The sequence below is a fragment of the Aminobacter anthyllidis genome (assembly GCF_018555685.1).
Classification (GTDB): Bacteria; Pseudomonadota; Alphaproteobacteria; order Rhizobiales; family Rhizobiaceae; genus Aminobacter; species Aminobacter anthyllidis.
This window is the reverse complement of record NZ_JAFLWW010000004.1, coordinates 62,044-79,090: the sequence shown is the minus strand read 5'-3', so window position 1 is coordinate 79,090 and position 17,047 is coordinate 62,044. Positions and strand designations below refer to the sequence as shown.

The 17,047-nt window shown below is 60.5% G+C and carries 12 protein-coding genes and 1 pseudogene; 9 read left to right on the top strand and 4 right to left on the bottom strand.

Going from position 1 to position 17,047, the window contains the following annotated elements; translation table 11 throughout:
• Positions 1–128 precede the first annotated feature (128 nt).
• The 6 genes from J1C56_RS14290 (at position 129) to J1C56_RS14265 (ending at position 6,947) form a co-directional block, all read left to right on the top strand.
• Entirely contained in the window at positions 129–1,811 is a 1,683-nt protein-coding gene (locus tag J1C56_RS14290) for a putative bifunctional diguanylate cyclase/phosphodiesterase (RefSeq protein ID WP_214390455.1), read from the top strand.
• A 150-nt stretch (positions 1,812–1,961) separates the two neighbouring features.
• Entirely contained in the window at positions 1,962–2,471 is a 510-nt protein-coding gene (locus J1C56_RS14285; RefSeq protein WP_246591375.1) for a ubiquinone biosynthesis methyltransferase UbiE, read from the top strand.
• Positions 2,468–3,658, top strand: coding sequence for a class I SAM-dependent methyltransferase (locus tag J1C56_RS14280; RefSeq protein WP_214390453.1), 1,191 nt, complete (start codon positions 2,468–2,470; stop codon positions 3,656–3,658). Before J1C56_RS14285 ends, J1C56_RS14280 begins: the two co-directional genes overlap by 4 nt.
• On the top strand, positions 3,655–6,027 hold the full coding sequence (locus tag J1C56_RS14275) for a SpoIIE family protein phosphatase (protein ID WP_214390451.1): 2,373 nt from the start codon (positions 3,655–3,657) through the stop codon (positions 6,025–6,027). The genes J1C56_RS14280 and J1C56_RS14275 overlap by 4 nt, the downstream gene beginning before the upstream one ends.
• 4 nt (positions 6,028–6,031) lie before the next feature.
• Positions 6,032–6,589 (top strand): slr1658 superfamily regulator, encoded by a 558-nt coding sequence (locus J1C56_RS14270; RefSeq protein WP_214390449.1) that lies wholly within the window; start codon positions 6,032–6,034, stop codon positions 6,587–6,589.
• A gap of 19 nt (positions 6,590–6,608) precedes the next feature.
• Positions 6,609–6,947 (top strand): slr1659 superfamily regulator, encoded by a 339-nt coding sequence (locus tag J1C56_RS14265; RefSeq protein WP_214390447.1) that lies wholly within the window; start codon positions 6,609–6,611, stop codon positions 6,945–6,947.
• Between the two features lie 81 nt (positions 6,948–7,028).
• Here J1C56_RS14265 and J1C56_RS14260 read toward each other — a convergent pair whose 3' ends face one another.
• The 3 genes from J1C56_RS14260 to J1C56_RS33450 all read right to left on the bottom strand — a co-directional run bounded on the left by J1C56_RS14260 (position 7,029) and on the right by J1C56_RS33450 (position 11,656).
• Positions 7,029–9,224 (bottom strand): esterase-like activity of phytase family protein, encoded by a 2,196-nt coding sequence (locus J1C56_RS14260; protein ID WP_214390445.1) that lies wholly within the window; start codon positions 9,222–9,224, stop codon positions 7,029–7,031.
• 176 nt (positions 9,225–9,400) lie between these two features.
• On the bottom strand, positions 9,401–10,306 hold the full coding sequence (locus J1C56_RS14255; protein WP_214390443.1) for a hypothetical protein: 906 nt from the start codon (positions 10,304–10,306) through the stop codon (positions 9,401–9,403).
• Positions 10,307–10,570: 264 nt separating this feature from the next.
• Positions 10,571–11,656: a helix-turn-helix domain-containing protein gene (locus J1C56_RS33450; RefSeq protein WP_214390441.1), complete on the bottom strand. Its 1,086-nt coding sequence runs from the start codon at positions 11,654–11,656 to the stop codon at positions 10,571–10,573.
• A gap of 488 nt (positions 11,657–12,144) precedes the next feature.
• On the opposite strand from J1C56_RS33450, the gene J1C56_RS14245 reads away from it, so the two are divergent.
• Positions 12,145–13,572 carry an ISNCY family transposase gene (locus J1C56_RS14245; RefSeq protein ID WP_214390439.1) on the top strand — a complete coding sequence of 476 codons (1,428 nt, stop codon included), beginning with the start codon at positions 12,145–12,147 and terminating at the stop codon, positions 13,570–13,572.
• Between the two features lie 272 nt (positions 13,573–13,844).
• Here J1C56_RS14245 and J1C56_RS14240 read toward each other — a convergent pair.
• Positions 13,845–15,355: pseudogene (locus tag J1C56_RS14240) on the bottom strand (winged helix-turn-helix domain-containing tetratricopeptide repeat protein).
• A 135-nt stretch (positions 15,356–15,490) separates the two neighbouring features.
• On the opposite strand from J1C56_RS14240, the gene J1C56_RS32880 reads away from it, so the two are divergent.
• Together J1C56_RS32880 and J1C56_RS14235 are read left to right on the top strand one after the other, a co-directional pair.
• Complete coding sequence (locus J1C56_RS32880) at positions 15,491–15,697, top strand: DUF1127 domain-containing protein (protein ID WP_246591374.1); 207 nt, start codon at positions 15,491–15,493, stop codon at positions 15,695–15,697.
• A gap of 101 nt (positions 15,698–15,798) precedes the next feature.
• A complete protein-coding gene (locus J1C56_RS14235; protein WP_214390437.1) occupies positions 15,799–16,986 on the top strand; it encodes an MFS transporter in 1,188 nt (395 codons plus the stop codon).
• The last annotated feature ends 61 nt before the right edge of the window (positions 16,987–17,047 follow it).

The following is a 17,047-nucleotide window of genomic DNA, read 5'->3' as shown; positions in this document are numbered from 1 at the left end:
TTGTTCTGCTGTGCTAACTTTACGTCATGCGGTAAGGAGATGCGGACTTGTACCGCTTTTGGAATTGGTTTGCGTATCCGAAGGCTGGGGGCAAAAGAGGCGAGAGGCCTGGGTCCTCGAATCTTTCCATGGTCCGCGATGCACGCCTTGCAGGCTTCCTGGCAAACACCACCGATCTTGTTTCATTTTATGACCACGACTTCCGACTGACCGACTGCTCGGCCAGGGTGAAAAGCATCCGCGGAAACGCCATGGCCCCAGGCGCGACGGCCTGGGAGATTTACCCGAACTTTGGCGAGAACGAGCTTCGCGCAGCAATGCAGCTTGCCGCGCGCGATGGCTCGTCAACAAAAATCAGGCTCAAGGCTTTACCGGGTCAGCCAGCGGGAACCATATTCTGCTTCGGAATGGCGGATGGCGTCGGCATCATTGAATCCGCGGAAGTGGGGCATGATGGTCGCGCCGCCGCCGAAGAAGCAGGCCGTGTGAAGTTGTTGCAGCATCAGGCGACACATGACGCCTTGACCGGATTGCAGAACCGCCGCCGTTTCAGCGAGCGCCTGGATGAAGTCCTGGCGGAAAGCGGCGATTCCCGGGACAGGTCGGCCCTGCTGCAGATTGATCTCGACGATTTCAAATCGGTCAACGACACGCTTGGCCATGGAACCGGCGACACCCTGCTGCAGCTCGCGGCAAACAGGATCCGGGGCGCCCTGCAGGACGGTGATGCTGCCTACAGATACGCCGGCGACGAGTTCGCGGTGATCCAGGGCGGCAAGCAACAGCCTGGCGCCGCAGAACGCCTGGCGCAGGCCATTGTCGATGCCTTCAAGGCACCCTTCATCATCAACGACATCCCGCTTTTTGTCGGTGCAAGCGTCGGCATCGCCTTCGGGCCCCAGCATGGGGTCGAAAGCGAAGAACTGATGAAAGCCGCCGACATCGCCCTTTACGCAGCAAAGCGCGATGGCCGGGGCTGCGCACGCACGTTCAATCGCTCGATGATGCTGTTGCTGGAGCAGCGGGAGAATCTGAGGCGAAGCCTTCGGATGGCGCTGGAGCGGCAGGAGCTCTATCTCGAATATCAGCCGCTCATTCGCCCGCCATCAACGGTGGTCGGGTTTGAGGCGCTGTTGAGGTGGCATCATCCCGAGGTTGGTCTCATCCCGCCGAACGTGTTCATCCCGATCGCCGAGGCCGATGGCCTGATGGATGACATTGGACGCTGGGTGCTTGAGGAAGCCTGTCGTCAGGCCATGACCTGGCCGTCTTCCCTGAGCATCGCGGTGAACCTGTCGCCGGCGCAGTTTCTCAGCGGTTCTCTCACCGATACCGTGGCACAGATAATAGACAAGGTCGGCATCAGGGCGGATCGTGTCGAGCTCGAAATAACGGAAACCGTTCTCCTGGAGCAGACGGTCGACAACCTCGACACACTCAATACGCTGAACGTCTTGGGAATACGAATTTCCCTGGATGACTTCGGGACACATTACTCATCACTGAGTTATCTCAAGAATTTCCCATTCGATACGCTGAAGATCGACCAGTATTTCATCAAGGACCTAGTTGCCGACCGCAAGAGCCAGGCCATTGTCCGGTCGGTCATGAGCCTGGCACATGGCTTGGGTATCAGTGTCACCGCCGAGGGGGTCGAAACAGCCGGCCAGGCACAATGGCTGGTCGAAGAGGGCTGCGATTGCCTGCAGGGCAACTTCCTCGGGCGGCCGATGGGGGCGGACGCGACGGGCGAATTTGCGGACCGTTCGCCCGCGGAGCAGAAAACGCCACAAGAACAAGACCGAACATGATAACTGGCAACACCCTGTAGGCTTGCCTCGACGGGGCAGGCGACGAAGACCATACATACGGATAGTGTCCCGGCAGACCGACAGACCGGACACCACAAATTTGCCGAGCGATGCTATTTTCGCGCCTGGCCAGAACGGTAAGAGGGTGAGATGCCAACGAAAGACGCGAATGCGGAACCAAGTTTTCGCACAATGATCCAGGTGGACATGGAGATCGCGTCTTTCCTTTCGAATTGGGCGCATTGCGACTACATCTCGAGTTATCTGGCGCGTACGATCAGTCACAACAGGCCGGACTCCGTCCTGTTTTCAAATCTGTTTTCGTCGGCACTTAATGAGCTGCTTGAGGTCACCTTCCGGACACGTCACTCCGGTGGCGCGCTCGAATGCAGGCTGTCCCGCCACGGCGAAACGGACCGGATCGAGCTGACATTTGCCTGCGGCCAGGAAGAGCGCACGTTCCTGGAAGACGCGGTGGCCCGGGTCCAGGGCGTCGACCGGCAGGCACGCTATCTGAGCTCGCTTTCAGGCGATGTCGCGCCGAGCCGCGACATGATGCTTCTCGAACTGACTGTTAACTACAATGCCACTCTTCGCCTTGAAGAGGTTGATGCCGATACGGTTACGATCGTGGTCGATCTCGGGGGCCTGGCAAATTGACCGCGCATCTTTCTCCTACTGGCACCGTAGGGCGCTTCAAGGCGCATTTTGACCTGAACAATCAGGAGTTTTCGATTGCCGGCTCGGTGCGCCCGCAAACCATTGACGAGCTTGCGCCCAGCCTGGCGCTGCTGAAAGAGTCGATCGATAACGTGCGTGGCGTGCTTTATATCAACGTCAGGCGCCTTGCGCAGATGAACAACACTGCGTTCCACGCATTCTCGCGCGTCATCATCGATGCGTGTCGTGTCAGGCCTGAACTTAGATTTGTGGTCATTACCTCCAGCGTTGTCGGCTGGACGACGCGCAAATTCGGCCGCCTCAGCAAGATCGAACCGAGCATCAGTGTCGAGGAATACGACAGCGAGTTTTATCCCGGGCAGAGCTTCCTTGAAGAGGGCGGCTTCATCCCGATCCTGCGGACGCAGACCAAGATGACCTGGCGCCACGAACGCTCGATCCTGCCGCGCCACGGCATGCGGCCGGGTATCGTCATGGCCGACATCTGCTGCGGCATCGGCGATTTCGCCGTTCTGGCGCAGAAGGAATTCGAGCCGGCACGGATCGTCGCGCTCGATCATTCCAAATCGAGCCTTGCCTACGCCAGGAAGGTAGCCAGCGAGTTCGACATCACGGGCATCGAATACACCTATGGCGACGCCTCCGAGATGCTGCTCGACGATGACCAGTTCGACCTCGTCACCTGCCGGCACTCGCTGCAGATCTTCAATCGCCCGGCGCAGATACTCAAGGAGCTTTATAGGATATGTAAGCCTGGAGGACGGGTCTACATCACCAATGAGAAGAACTCGCATTGCCTGGGCGAACCGCGCGCCGAAAGCATTCGCTGGACCTACAACGAGGTAGCGAAACTGTTCGAACACTTCGACATGGACGTCGAACTCGGGCCCAAGAGCCGGCGCTATCTGGCCGACGCGGGCTTCGACGACATACGCGTCGAGTCGTTCATGGTGACCAATCTCGACGGCGACCCAAAGGACTTTGCCGACATGATCTCCGCCTGGGAAGACGTCTATGCCGGCGACATGGCGGTCAAGCGGGGCGATTCCGAGGAGTTCATCAAGCAGTTCCGCCAAGGTTTCAAGGACCACATCTCCGCAGCCCTTCATCCGAAGGGTTATGCCGGTTGGCCGATCTGGGCTGCCTCTGGGCAGAAACCGCTATGAGCACGGATATGCAGGACACTCCACGTTTCGGACTGCATTCCTTCCGCGCGAAGTTCGTGCTGGTGGTGGGCGGCGCAGTTTTGTTCGACCTTTTGATGAGCGGCGGCCTGGCGTTGTGGAATGTGCAGCGGCTGTCGCAGGACGCAACTTCGGAGGTCGGTGCCGGCCTGACGACTGCAAATCAAGAGTATATCCGCTCCTATGCCGAGTCGACGGCATCGCGCGTCGACCTGTTGCTCGACCGCGTCCATGCCGACGTCAAGACGCTGGCTGGCGTGCTGCAGGGGCAGATCGACGATCCCGACAGGCAAAAGCAGGTCGGCGCCACGTTGGCAAACCAGGCTGCAGCCTCCGTCAATGTGGTCTACGACACCAAGGGGCAGTGGGCGCAGAACCTGCCCGGCGCGCCCTCGGTGGTCAGCGTCTGGGGCTATCTTCTTGGTCCCGACCACAAACCACTGCCGGCGGTACGCGAGGAGATCGACAACAGCGCTGTGCTGGACCTCGTCGCGCCGAGCCTGCTCACCAGCGGTTCGTCAAAGCTGCAGATGTATTACATCGGCCCAAAGGAGCGGCCGATCTTCAGGACAGCGCCCTACACCGACCAGGCCCAGACCTTCGATCGCCTCTACCCCGGTCACAACACATCCGAGTTCTGGGAATTCTTCTTTCCCGGCATTTATGGCTCGTGGCAGAAATGGGCGCTCGATCCGGCGTCGCGCTTCATCCCCGACAACGACATCACCCAGACTGCGCCTTACACCGACGCGATCACCGGCAAGCTGATCGTCAGCTTCTTTCATCCGCTGTGGACGCGCGACCGTGCAGGCGTTGCGGGTGCTGCCGGGGCCGATATCACGCTCGACCAGCTCGCCGAGATCGTCGAGAACGTCAAGATCGCTGAAACCGGCTTCGGTTTCCTGACCATGCCGAACGGCAACGTCGTGGCCATCAACCCCAAGAGCGAAGCGACGATCGGGCTGGTTTCTTCAAGCGACAAGGGAGCCCCCGACGGGGTGACCGGCGTAGAGCGATCACTGCGCGCCAGCACTCAGCCTGCCATCGCAACCCTCGACCTCAACAGCAGCAACGATGGCGTGATCCAGCATGTCATGCTGCAAGAAAAGGGCGAAAATGTTCCTTACATCGTCGTTCTGAAAGGGCTCAAGCCGACCAACCTTTGGAGTGCCGGGCCGATCGAAAAGCAGGCGATGTCAGTGGGCATTGTCGTACCCGAGCGCGAGATCTACGCCGCGTTGTTTGCGGCGCAAGACAGCATTTCGAAGGCGACGAACCGAATCCTGCTCTATCAGCTTCTGGCAATCATCGTTTCGCTGATGATCGTGTTTGCCGCGGTATTCGGGTTGTCGAAGCGTATCACGGCAGGCTTGAGCGCACTTGCCACCGCTGCCCGGCGGCTGCAGGCGAAAGACTACTCAGTCCGCGTCAACATCCCGTCCAAGGACGAGGTCGGCGAGGTCGGCGTGGCTTTCAACCGCATGGCCGAGCAGATCAGCTTCCATACCGAGAACCTTGAACAGCTCGTTGACGAACGCACGAGGGACCTCGAAAGCGCCAACGTCGAAATCTCGACGCTTAACGAAAAGCTGCGCAGCGAAAACGTCCGGTTGGGTGCCGAACTCGACGTTGCGCGCCAGATACAGATGATGGTGCTGCCCAAGCCGCGCGAACTGGCGCTGATCCCGGGCATCGAGATCGCGGCCTACATGCGGCCGGCCGACGAAGTCGGCGGCGACTACTACGACGTCCTGCAGGACGGGCACCGCCTGAAGATCGGCATTGGCGATGTCACCGGACACGGTCTCGAGAGCGGCGTGCTGATGTTGATGGTGCAGTCGGTTGCGCGCGCGCTGCAAGAGACCGGCGAAGACAATCCCCGGCAGTTCCTCGATCGGCTTAACCGCGCCATCTTCAAGAACCTGGAGCGTACCAACTCTGACAAGCACCTGTCCCTGGCCTTCCTCGACTATGAAGACGAGCGCCTGGTCCTGTCGGGCCAGCACGAGGAGGTTCTGGTCGTGCGTGCCGGCGGCAATGTCGAGCGGATCGATACCATGGACCTCGGCCTGCCGGTCGGTCTCGAACGCGACATTGCACCCTTTGTCGCGACACGCGACATCCCCTTCAGCAGCGGCGACGTCATCGTTCTCCACACCGACGGCGTGACCGAAGCAGAAGGTTTGGGCGGCAAGCTTTTCGGGCTCGACCGGCTTAGCGAAAGCGTGCGGACGCGGTATGGCAGCAGCGCCGAAGAGATAAAGACCGGAGTTGTCGACGATCTGATGGCCTACATCGGCACAAGGAAGATACACGACGATATTACACTCGTCGTCATGAGGCACAGGTGAGCACATGACAACTTTGTATGGACCGGCCGACATTGCGATCGGCATGAGAGACAATATCAGCCGCGTCAGGTTGTTTGATGGACCTCTGGATCTGAAATGGCATCACTGCGCAACGACCTCGGACTTCATTGCCGATCTTTTCGCGCTGCCTTTTCACGCATCGCGCAACGACTACAAGGAAGTTCGTCACAGCATCGGCTATCTGGTCAACGAACTGATTGAAAATGCAGTCAAGTTTCGTGAACCGGGCGAGATCATCGTCGAAGCGTCAATGGATTCCGACTGCTTCAAGGTGAAGGTCTCCAACATTGTCGGCGACAAGACCGCGGCGACATTTCAGAAGCTTCTCTCCGAGATTACCATCGGCGACCCGGGCGACCTGCTGATCCAGCAGATCGAGGCAAATGCCGCCGATCCCGACGCGACCGGCTCAGGGCTTGGATTGCTCACCTTGATGAGCGATTATGGCGCACGTCTGGCTTGGATCTTCAGCCCGGTTGAATCCAGCAATCGGGTTCATGTGGAAACCTACGCCACGATCCCGATCTCGCAATCTCACTAAAGAAAGAATGAAGGCGCCCATGGAAGTAAGAACCGATGACTATCGCGTCTGGACAGAAAACAGCGATGTCTATTTCGAAGGCTCCATGCGACTTGCCGGCTCGGAAGCTTATGCGCCCATCATGGCATTGATGACTGCCATTCTTGCTGAAACACCACAGACCATCACACTTAACTTGACCGACCTCGAGTTTCTCAATTCGTCCGGAATCAACCTTCTGGCGAAGTTCACCATCGAGGTGCGCAAGCACCCTGCCGTCCAGCTCGTCGTGCGCGGCAGCTCAGAGATCCCCTGGCAGTCCAAGTCACTGCCGAACCTGAAGAAGCTGCACCCGGCCTTGACCCTCCAGATCGACTGACGCGGCTTCTGAAAATCACTGCTCGACAAAAAGGGCCGCGGCACCCACGCCGCGGCCCTTTTGATTTCGGCCACACCAAACTTAGTTGATTGCAGCGATGTTGCCCAGGCGGATGAACAGCGTTTCGCCGGAAGAATCGTCGACGCCATCATTGTCCGTAACGACAAAGGCTTCACCTGAGGCATCGATGGCAAAGCCCTCGACCTTGTCGACGACGTAGCCGTTGGTCGTGGCCTTGAGGTCGGGCACGAGATCCCGCACCAAGGTCTTCGCCACCACCGGCAGTTCGCCACCGAGCTTAGCCGGCTTGAAGCCATCGAGCGTCACCGAATAAAGGCGCTTGTTGACGGCTTCCCGGCCGACCAGATTGTCGCGCTCGACGATGAAGAGCTTGCCTTCATGGGCGGATATTTCCGACAGGCCGACCCAGCCCTTTTCGGTCGACTCGAGCGGGTAGCGCACCGCTGACCATTCCTTGTCCTTGGGCTTGTAGGCCAGAAGCTTGACCTGCCCCTTGGGATCGTCGGCCCATTCGCGCTGGATCGCCATGACCAGGGTCAGGTCGTCGCCCTCGCCAAGCGTGGTGATGCCCTCGAGGCCGAAGCGGGTCTCGTGCGCCAGCAACTCCGCCGGGAACGCGATCTCTTCCTTGATCTCGCCCTTGGCGTTGACGTTGAAGATGGCGTGCGGGGTCAGCTTGTCGGTACGGCCTTCGGAGGCGAGCCAGAAGCCGCCCTTGCCGTCGGGCGCAAGGCCTTCGAGATCGAGCTTTTGCGCCGGCTTGCCGTCACGCGTGACGACGGTCTTTGCGGTGATCAGGGCAGGGGTCTTGGTGATGTCGATGGTGAAGATCGCCGGTGCCGAGCGGTAGACCGAATCCGAGACGGCATAAAGCTTTCCAGCTTCCTTGGGGTCGGCGGCGAGGCCCGAGAGCGCGCCCCAGCCGAGCGGCGTGCCGTCTTCGCTGGGAGCTGCCACGACCTGCGGATAGGCGGCTGCGCCTTCGCCGAGTTCATAGACCATGACATGCGAGCGCGCGAGACCGCCTTCGACGAGGTCGGTCTCGTTGGCGGTGACCAGCAGGTTGCGCTGGGGGATGGCGACGAGGCCTTCCGGACCGATGCCCGAGGGCAGGAGTTGGACGAATTCCGGCGCCTTGCCGGTGTCCTTGTAGACGCCGATCAGCGAAGCCCGCTCTGCGGCAACGAAGATGTACTTCTGATCGCCGAACTGAGCGAACTCCAGGCCTTCCGGCTCGATGCCCTTCTTGTTGCGGGCGTCGGGATAATGGCCAGCGGCGGCCGCCTGGTACTCGAAGGCCGGTCCGGACTCATAGAGCACTTCGCCAGTCTTGGAGAAGATGGTGAAGCCGCGCGCGCCGCCCTTGTAGTCGCCTTCATTGGCAACGACGAGACGATCGTTGTCGAGCCACTTCACCGCATCGGGTTCACGCGGCGCATTCTCGACCTTTCCGGCAAAGCTGAGCGCGCCGTCCTTTTTGGTATCGACGTTTTCGAGCGTCACTTCACCTGCCGAAAAATGCGAGACGACCTTGCCGCTTTCGGCGTCGACGATGGCGATGTGGTTGTTTTCCTGCAGCGTGACGGCAATCTCGCCGGCTTCGTTGAAGGCGACGAATTCCGGTTCCGGATCTTCCGGCGCGACAGTGGCGATGCCGGTCAGGTCAACCGTCTTGATCGAAGCGCAGTCCGGGGCTCCGTCCTTCAAGGCGACGATCTTGAGGTTGCCAGCTGGCAACTGCGGCAGCGCGCCTTCATTCAGTTCTTCGTCGCGCTCGTTTTCGATCGCAATGGCGAGGAATTTGCCGTCCTTGCTCAGCGCCACCGAGTCGGGCTGGCCGCCGAGATCGCAGGAAGCCTCGATCGCCTTGGCGGCGAGGTCGATGACGGTCAGGTTGCCCGAAGGCTCCTGCTTGGTCTTCGAGGTGTTGACGCCGGCGAAGACCTTGCCGCCCAGCACGGTGACGGAGGTCGGCTCGCCTTCGATCTTGACGATGCCTGCGGCCTTCGGTGCCTTGGCGTCGGTGATGTCGATGAAGCCGAGCGCGCCGAGCGGGCTGTCGGAATAGACCAGTGTCATGCCGTCTTCGGTGGCGGCGATGATCTCCGACGAAGTCAGGGTCGCCGCATCGACGCCAGCCGGCAGATTGGTGGCCACGGGGAAGGTGGCGATCCGGTTGAACGCCTGGTCGGCATAAGCAGGGAAGGCTGCAGACGCCGCGAGCGCGGACGTCAAAAGCAGGAGCTTGCGTGACATGGAAAACCTCTTTGCCTGAACGGAATTGCGGTCTTCGTTTGGGGCAATGAGATTTCAGCGCGATGACATCAGGATGATGGTTTCATGACAGGGGCGCGCCGAGCCCCAGGTCGATGATGCAGGTCATCCGGCAAAAACTTCCCGGGCGACGAGCGCCGCCCGGGAAGCCTTGCAGGTCAGGACGGAGTCGACCACTGGCCGCCCTTGTAGAGGCGCGTGGCGGTATTGGTCATGGTGAGGTCGATCTCGGTGTAGTTGGAGCGGGCCGAGCTGAACATCGTCGAGGTGGCGATGTCCTGCTGGAACCAAACCATCACGGTGTCGATGGGGGTCAGCGTGACCGTCCCCTGGACCATGCCCTGGGGCGCCACATAGAGCGGTGTCGTCTGCTGGACGCCGTTCAGCGTGGAGATCTGGCTGAGGGCCGGGTGGATCAGGCTGAACTGGTTCAGCATGGAAACCCCGGTGGCCGGCCCCCCGGTCGCCGGAGGCTGCAGGATGCCGTTCTGGTCGAGCAGGCACTGCTGGCCAAGCCCGAGCGCCCGCGCGTTGGTCGTGGCCGTTACCGTCACCGTGTCGGCGAAGACGTTGGTGCCGAACAGCGAGAACTGCGGCGTCCACGAGAAGGCGGTGCTGTAGACATATTTGGTCAGCGACTGCCACACGACGTTGTAGCTGCCGCTGTCGCCGCCCGAGGCAACCTTCTTGGCAAAACACATGGCGTAGTTGTTGGTCTTGAGCGTGGCCAGGTCGTCGAGATCGACAAGAATGGTTACTGCCTTGGATACGGCGTCCAGAGCCGAATAGAAGTTCGCCAGGCTCTGTCTCGCCGCGTCCCGTTCATAGGAATCCACCGCGTCGGCCGCCGCGCTGAAGGTCGCGTTCTTCCCGTTCACCGCCGTGCAATTGCACAGATCACCTGTTACCGACTGTCCTTGCCTGATGTCGTAGGTGTTTCCGCTGGTGACGGAACCGGATGAAATGGCAACCGTGAACGACTCGTCGGTGCTGACGGTGCCGTCACCGTTGGCGATCTTCGTCCAAGTATTGCCGACCTTCTTGTAGATGTGTAGCTTCGCCATCTTGGCCTCCTGGAACTCTGGTTGAAAAAATCAGGTGAAAGTTGAGAAAATCACCGCGCGACTTATTTATACTCTACGCAATACCCTCGACGATAACGTCGCTTATGGATACGTGCATAGTATTCTAAGTATTACTTCGACGCACGGCTGACTCTAATCTGTACCAGTTTCGATAACGCGTCCCATGGCTGGCGTCCCAAAAAGATGTCCGTTCGTCCCAGGCCGCACCCAGCCGTGTCTCGCCGGTAAACGACAGCGCCCCGGTCACCCAACCATCAGTTCCTTGAGCCAATGCTCCAGTTGATTGCTACCAGGCGCAGGGGAGGCGACCGTGTGCCATTCGGCGTCTCCGTGACGGCCGGCGGCGCGCGCGGCGCGGGGCGACTTCCCGAAGGCCTCGTGGAATATCCGGCTGAAATGCGCCTCGTTCCTGAAACCGAGGTCGTAGGCGATGTCGCCGATACGCCGATGGCGCAACGCCGGGCTGCAAATGTCGAGCAGTGCGCGGCGAAGGCGACGGCGGCTGATATAGTGCCGAACACCACCAGAGGCCTCGAACAGCCTGTAGAGCTGGCTTCGTGAAATCCGGAACGCGGCGGCCAACTCTTCGGGCGTCAACTCGGGCTGGTGCAGCCTTTCTTCGATGTAGCTGCGAATGGACCTGACAAGGCTGCGGTGAGATGCAATTGCCGGGGCGGGTTGCGAGGAAGCGCCGATGGCCAGGCAGGTGTCGGCAAGGTTTGCCGTAACCCGGGCAAGCGCCACGGCCTCATGGAGCCAGAGCCGCGGCGCCGTCTGACACAGGGTCATGATGTGCTGCCCCAGCAGACCGCCAACCGGCGTGTCCCGCAAAAGAATTCGGCCGTGCTGGCTGCCCAGGCCGCCAACAGCGGGAGACAACAGCGATCGCGGCAACACAAGGCTTACGCTTTCACCGGCGTAGGCCACAAAGTCGAGCGGACTTGCCAGGTCGACGATGCCGACGTCGAGGTGGTTCAGGCGCCTGTTCTCGCCGGAGCGGCGCAAATGTCCGCCATCTTGTCTGCAGACATGAATGAACAGATGGTCCAGGTCATCGCGCAGGGTCCGGGCATCGGATCGTGAATAGCGAACGGCATCGCTCTTTCCGTGCAGGACCAGCGCAAGGCCGAGGTGATAGACGGTCAGCGACGCGAAAAAGCTGTGCTTTCGCCGATGAAACGGCCTTGTCACCCTGAACAGCGAGGCCAGAAGTTCTTGCCAAGATGTAAAACGATCTGAATCCGTCGTGCCCGCAGCTGAATAATTGAGAGTTTGTATTTTTGAACCATTAGAACCGGCCTGCTGCATATCGGTAAAGATATTTGACACGACCACACCGCACCCCCATGCGACCTATGGAGGAAACCATTTATCAAATTGCCTTATATTCACAAAGTTACTTTTACGATATTTGGTAATTTAAGTATATTTTTACAGTATATATACTCGACACACTCGTTCAAAGACAGCAGATCGCGGCGGGTATCGATCGCCATCATCAGGCGGCCGGTTGAGCTCGCCGCTAGCGTGTCGGTCGCCGAGTGGCTGCGTCGTGCGCATGCCTGGAACAGGGGCTTTGATGGAAGACCGCTCCCTAGAGGGGCGGGCATGCCGAACCGCATCTGGGTGCAGCGCAACGGCATAGTTCCATAATGTTTGTTACCCGGCAATAGGTTGTAGGGGCTATTTAGTAATGCGACAGTTGGGCCAGTTAGAGATGCGGCAGTCTCGCCTCTCGACGTTCTGGTCAATGCCAACGTTAGGAGCAAGGATGACGACCTCCAGCCTGGTCGAGACCATGAGCGGTCGGAGTCGTCATGTCCTGTTTGATCACCATGTCGCAGAAAGAATTGCATCGCCTCGGAGTCATTCAGAAGATCCGTGATCAGCGCTTGAGCGTCGTCCAGGCCGCTGAGCTGCTTGGGCTCAGCCGAAGTCAGATGCACAGGCTGCTGCAGGCCTATGACCATTCCGGTGCGGCCGGCCTGGTTTCGAAGACGCGCGGCCGGCCGAGCAACCGGCGCCACAGCGAGGAGTTTCGCAATGCGGCGCTGGATCTCATCCGCGAACGTTATCTGGATTTCGGTCCGACGCTGGCGCGCGAGAAGTTGATCGAACTGCATCATATTTCGGTGGCGAAGGAAACGCTGCGTCAATGGATGACCGAGGCCGGTATCTGGGTCTCGCGCCGGGAACGCAAGAAGCGGGTTTTCCAGCCCCGTGGCCGGCGCGATTGTTTCGGCGAGCTCGTTCAGATCGATGGGTCGCATCACTGGTGGTTCGAGAACCGCGGCCCCAAATGCGCTCTGCTCGTCTATATCGACGATGCCACCGGCACGCTGTTGCATCTGCGCTTTGCGACTTCAGAGAACACCTTCGACTATCTACACGCGACGAAGGCGTATCTGCAGCAATGGGGCAAGCCGATCGCGTTCTACAGCGACAAGCATGGCGTCTTCCGCAGCACGCATGCGTCGCAGAAGGACAGAACCAGCGGCCTGACGCAGTTTGGGCGAGCGCTTTACGAGCTCAACATCGACATCATCTGCGCCAACACCCCGCAGGCGAAAGGCCGCGTCGAGCGTGCCAACCAGACGCTGCAGGACCGTCTGGTCAAGGAATTGCGGCTGCGCGGCATCGACACGATCGCGGCGGCCAATGCCTACGCGCCGGAGTTCATGGCCGACTTCAATCGTCGCTTTGGCAAGGCACCGCGTAATCCGAAGGATATGCACCGGCCGTTTGCCGATCATGAGAACCTCGATGGTGCGATGTGCCGCAAGGAGGTTCGGAAGCTGTCGAATTCGTTGACGCTGCGCTATGACAAGGTGATGTTCATTCTCGATCCGACAGATCGCGCAGCGGCGCTGGCGGGTACGAAGGTTGTCGTTTGCGACTATCCCGACGGACGCCTGGAGATCACAGACGGGGAAGCCACCCTGCCCTACAGAACCTTTGACACGTTGCGCTCGGTGCACCGCTCCGAGGTGGTTGAGAACAAGCGGCTTGATGACGTGCTCGCTCTGGTGGCCGAGATGCAGGCGGGACGAGAGCAACGGCGCAGCAAAGGCGGACCGAGCCGCTCCGGCCAGACGGACCATATGTTCGGCATTCGCGACGGCAGCCAAGGCAATGGCTACCAAAAGCGCGGCACGAAGCCTGGCAGGAAAACGGATTTTACCAATGACCCCGTGGTCCTCGCCCGGCGACAGCAAGCCCTCGCGCGGCTAAAGGCGGCGGAGTGAACGGGTTTATCATGCAGCTGAAGCCATCCGCTGCCGACCGGGTTACGCAACCCCGACCAGCTCCACCCGCTCGGCAGCTTCCGTCTGCGTATAACGAAAATATGTTTGGTTGAAATCACAGTAATAAACAATAGGATGATGTCGCGTTTCTAAATTGACTACGATGTCTCTTCTTTAAATAGCTGTGACATAGGTAATTAATTTGATTACCTCCATCGACTTCTCGACCGCCGGTTCACACTCCAATCGAGCACTGAAGGAACGATGGTACGTCACTCCGGGAGGCCGGCCTTGCGGAAGCCATCGATGAAATGCTCGAGCGTGGCCGTGTCGCGGAACGGCTCGGTCGCCACCCAGTGGCCGGTAGTGTATTCGGGGTTGCCGACGAGAAACAGTTCGGCTTCCGCACGCGCTTCGTCGATCCGGCCCAGTTGGGCCAAACTTGCCGCGAGGAAACGGCGCGAGCTCGTGCGGTAGGTTTCGTCCTTGAGCAATGTCTTGACGGCAGCCTCGTAGTCGCCGGCCGCATACTGCGCCTGGCCGAGCGTCAGATAGTACCAGCTTGCCGGAAATGGGTTGAGCCGGAACGCCTTGCGGATGTGATCGAGGCCCTCCTCGACCCGCCCGGCCAGGACCGAGATGTCGGAGAGTGCCGCCCAGGTATCGGCCTCGTTCGGGTCGAGTTCGATCGCCTTGGCGAACTCGGTATCGGCCTCGGCGAAGCTGCGTTCGTAGGCAAGCAGATATGCCAGGACCCAACGGCAGCCGGCATCGTTGGGATCGATCGCCACGCCCTTGCGCGCCAGTTCCAAGGCAACGTTGCGGGCAGCTTGAGTGGGCCCGCCCCAATGCACCCGTCCCATCCAGTGGTTCATGGCAAGCCATCGGTAGGCCTCGGCGTAGCCAGGATCGAGCGAAACCGCGCGCGTCAGCATCAGATGCGCTTCCTGTGCCATCTGCGGTGAATCGTCCATCAGCTTGCGCGCCCGCACGCAGAGATCATAGGCCTCAAGGTTTTTGGGCCGGTTGCGCGGCTGCGGCGACGTGCGTAGCCGGCCAAGCAAGGCCTCCACGATCTTGCCGGTGACCTCGTCCTGGACGGCAAAGATATCGTCCAGGCCGCGATCGAAGCGTTCTGCCCATAGCTGTTCGCCACTCGCCGCGTCAACGAGCTGGGCATTGATGCGCACGCGGCCCCCGGCGCGCCTCGCGCTGCCCTCCAGGAGGTAGCGCACGCCGAGCTCCTCGGCGATCATGCGCACGTCCATCGCCCTGCCCTTGTAGGCAAAGGTCGAGTTGCGCGCGATGACAAACAGGCCGGCGTGCCTGGACAGGTCGGTGATCAGGTCCTCGGTCAAGCCGTCCGCGAAGGCGCCCTGCTCGGGATCGTTGCCGACATTGACGAAGGGCAGCACAGCTATCGAAGGCTTGTCGGGCAGCGGCAGAGGATTTCGCTTCGCGCCGCCCAGCCGTTCGACAGCTCCGGTGAAACGGTAGCCGACGCGCGGGACCGTGGAGATCCATTCACCCCCGTCAGCGGCGGTACCAAGCAATTTCCTGAGCTGCGCGATCTGGACGGTGAGGTTGCCGTCCTCGACGAAGGTACCCGGCCACGCCGCGTCCATCAACTCGGCCTTGCCGAGGATTTCGCCCGGCCTCCCGACCAGCGCTGCAAGCAGCCTCAGCCCGCGGTGGCTGACGGCAACGGGACCATCGTTCCGGACAGCGTTCCAGCATCCGGATCAAGCACGAACGGACCAAAGGCAAAACGCGCTCCCTGCATGCGGCGCATCTATAGCCCGTTTGGAAGTTTTTGGAACTATTTGGCAGGACTTAAGGACGACGCGGTTCGAATTCTGCAGAAGTCATCCTCATTGAGGTCGAGGGGGCCAGCATCTCAAGGCCGGACGAGGTTGCCATGAACGATATTTGCAAGGTTGCACCGGCTCCGCCTCAGGCAAGGCGGGCGAGCTTGCTAGGCACCATAGCGACGTGGCGCTGGCGGATACGCTTCCGATGGGAACTCGAACAGAAATTGAAAGCCGATCCCCATCTGATCGACGATATCGGCCTGACACGACGCCAGGTCGAGACGGAGATCGCCAAACACCTCTGGCAAGCGTGAGGCACAGCTGCAATGACACCTGACCGCCAGTTTCTTCGCGCAGCTGTGGTTCGCAGGCCCGCCTATGAGCCGGAAGTGCCCTACCCTGCCTCGAGGTCCGCATGACGGCCGATAGCACGACATCGCGGCGACAGATCCCCTGGGCCGCGATGGCAGGCGTCATTGCGACCGTCACGGTATTTGCCGTGGCACAGGGACTGACCTACCCGCTGCTCAGCTTCATCCTGTCGCGGCAAGGGACGACGGCAGGCTTGATCGGCCTGTCAGCGGCGATGACGCCGCTGGGTTTCATCGTGTCTTCGCCGGTCATTCCTGGGCTGACCCGGCGCGTAGGGGCGGCACGGCTTGCGATCCTGTGTTCGGTGCTGGCTGCAGCCACCTTGGTCGCCATCGCCCTGATGCAGGACGTGTGGGCCTGGATGCCGCTGCGCTTCCTGCTCGGCTTCTTCGCCAATCCGCTCTACGTGATCAGCGAAACCTGGCTCCTGGCGATCACACCGGCATCTCGGCGGGGTCGCATCATGGGCCTTTATTCAGCGATCGTTTCTGGCGGCTTCGCCATCGGCCCGCTATCGCTCGGTCTGGTCGGCATCGAGGGCTGGCCGCCCTTCATGGTCGGCATCGTGGCATTCCTTGTCTGCGGCCTGATCGTACTTGCTGTGGTGCCGCGCATGCCAAAAATGCCGCCTGACGGCGAGGCAACGTCGATCGGCGGCTTCTTCGCACTTGCGCCGCTGCTATTATTTGCGGTTTTCACCGCCGCCGCCTTCGAGCAGACCTTGATTTCCCTGTTTGCGGTCTATGGCGCAGCGCTCGGCAGCACCGAAGGCAGGGTCGCTTCGCTCATCACCAGCTTCATCGCAGGCAACGCCTTGCTGCAGATCCTGCTCGGGCGCATGGCCGAGCAGCTAGGCTCGACGCGAACCATGCTGTTCTGTGTCCTGGCTTCACTGGCTGGCTGCCTGGTGTTGCCACACGTCTTCGACGCGTGGCTGATCTGGCCCGTTGTCTTCCTGTGGGGCGGGGCCTCGTTCGGGATCTACACCATGGCGCTGATCCAGCTCGGCGAGCGTTTTACCGGCCACACCTTGATCGCCGGCAATGCAGGCTTCGCGCTTGCGTGGGGCGTCGGCGGCATCGTGGGCTCGCCTACGACAGGATTCGCGATGCAACTGATCGGACATCAAGGACTGCCATTGGCGCTAGGCCTGGCATGCGCCGCGCTGGCGGTGTGTCTGCTGGCGGGGCGATGGCGTGGTCGCTTCGGCATGGACGACGCTCCAGAGTAAAGCGGTCATACGCCTGACATATCGCGGCAACAAAACGGCGCCGCAACAGGAGCCGAGGCAT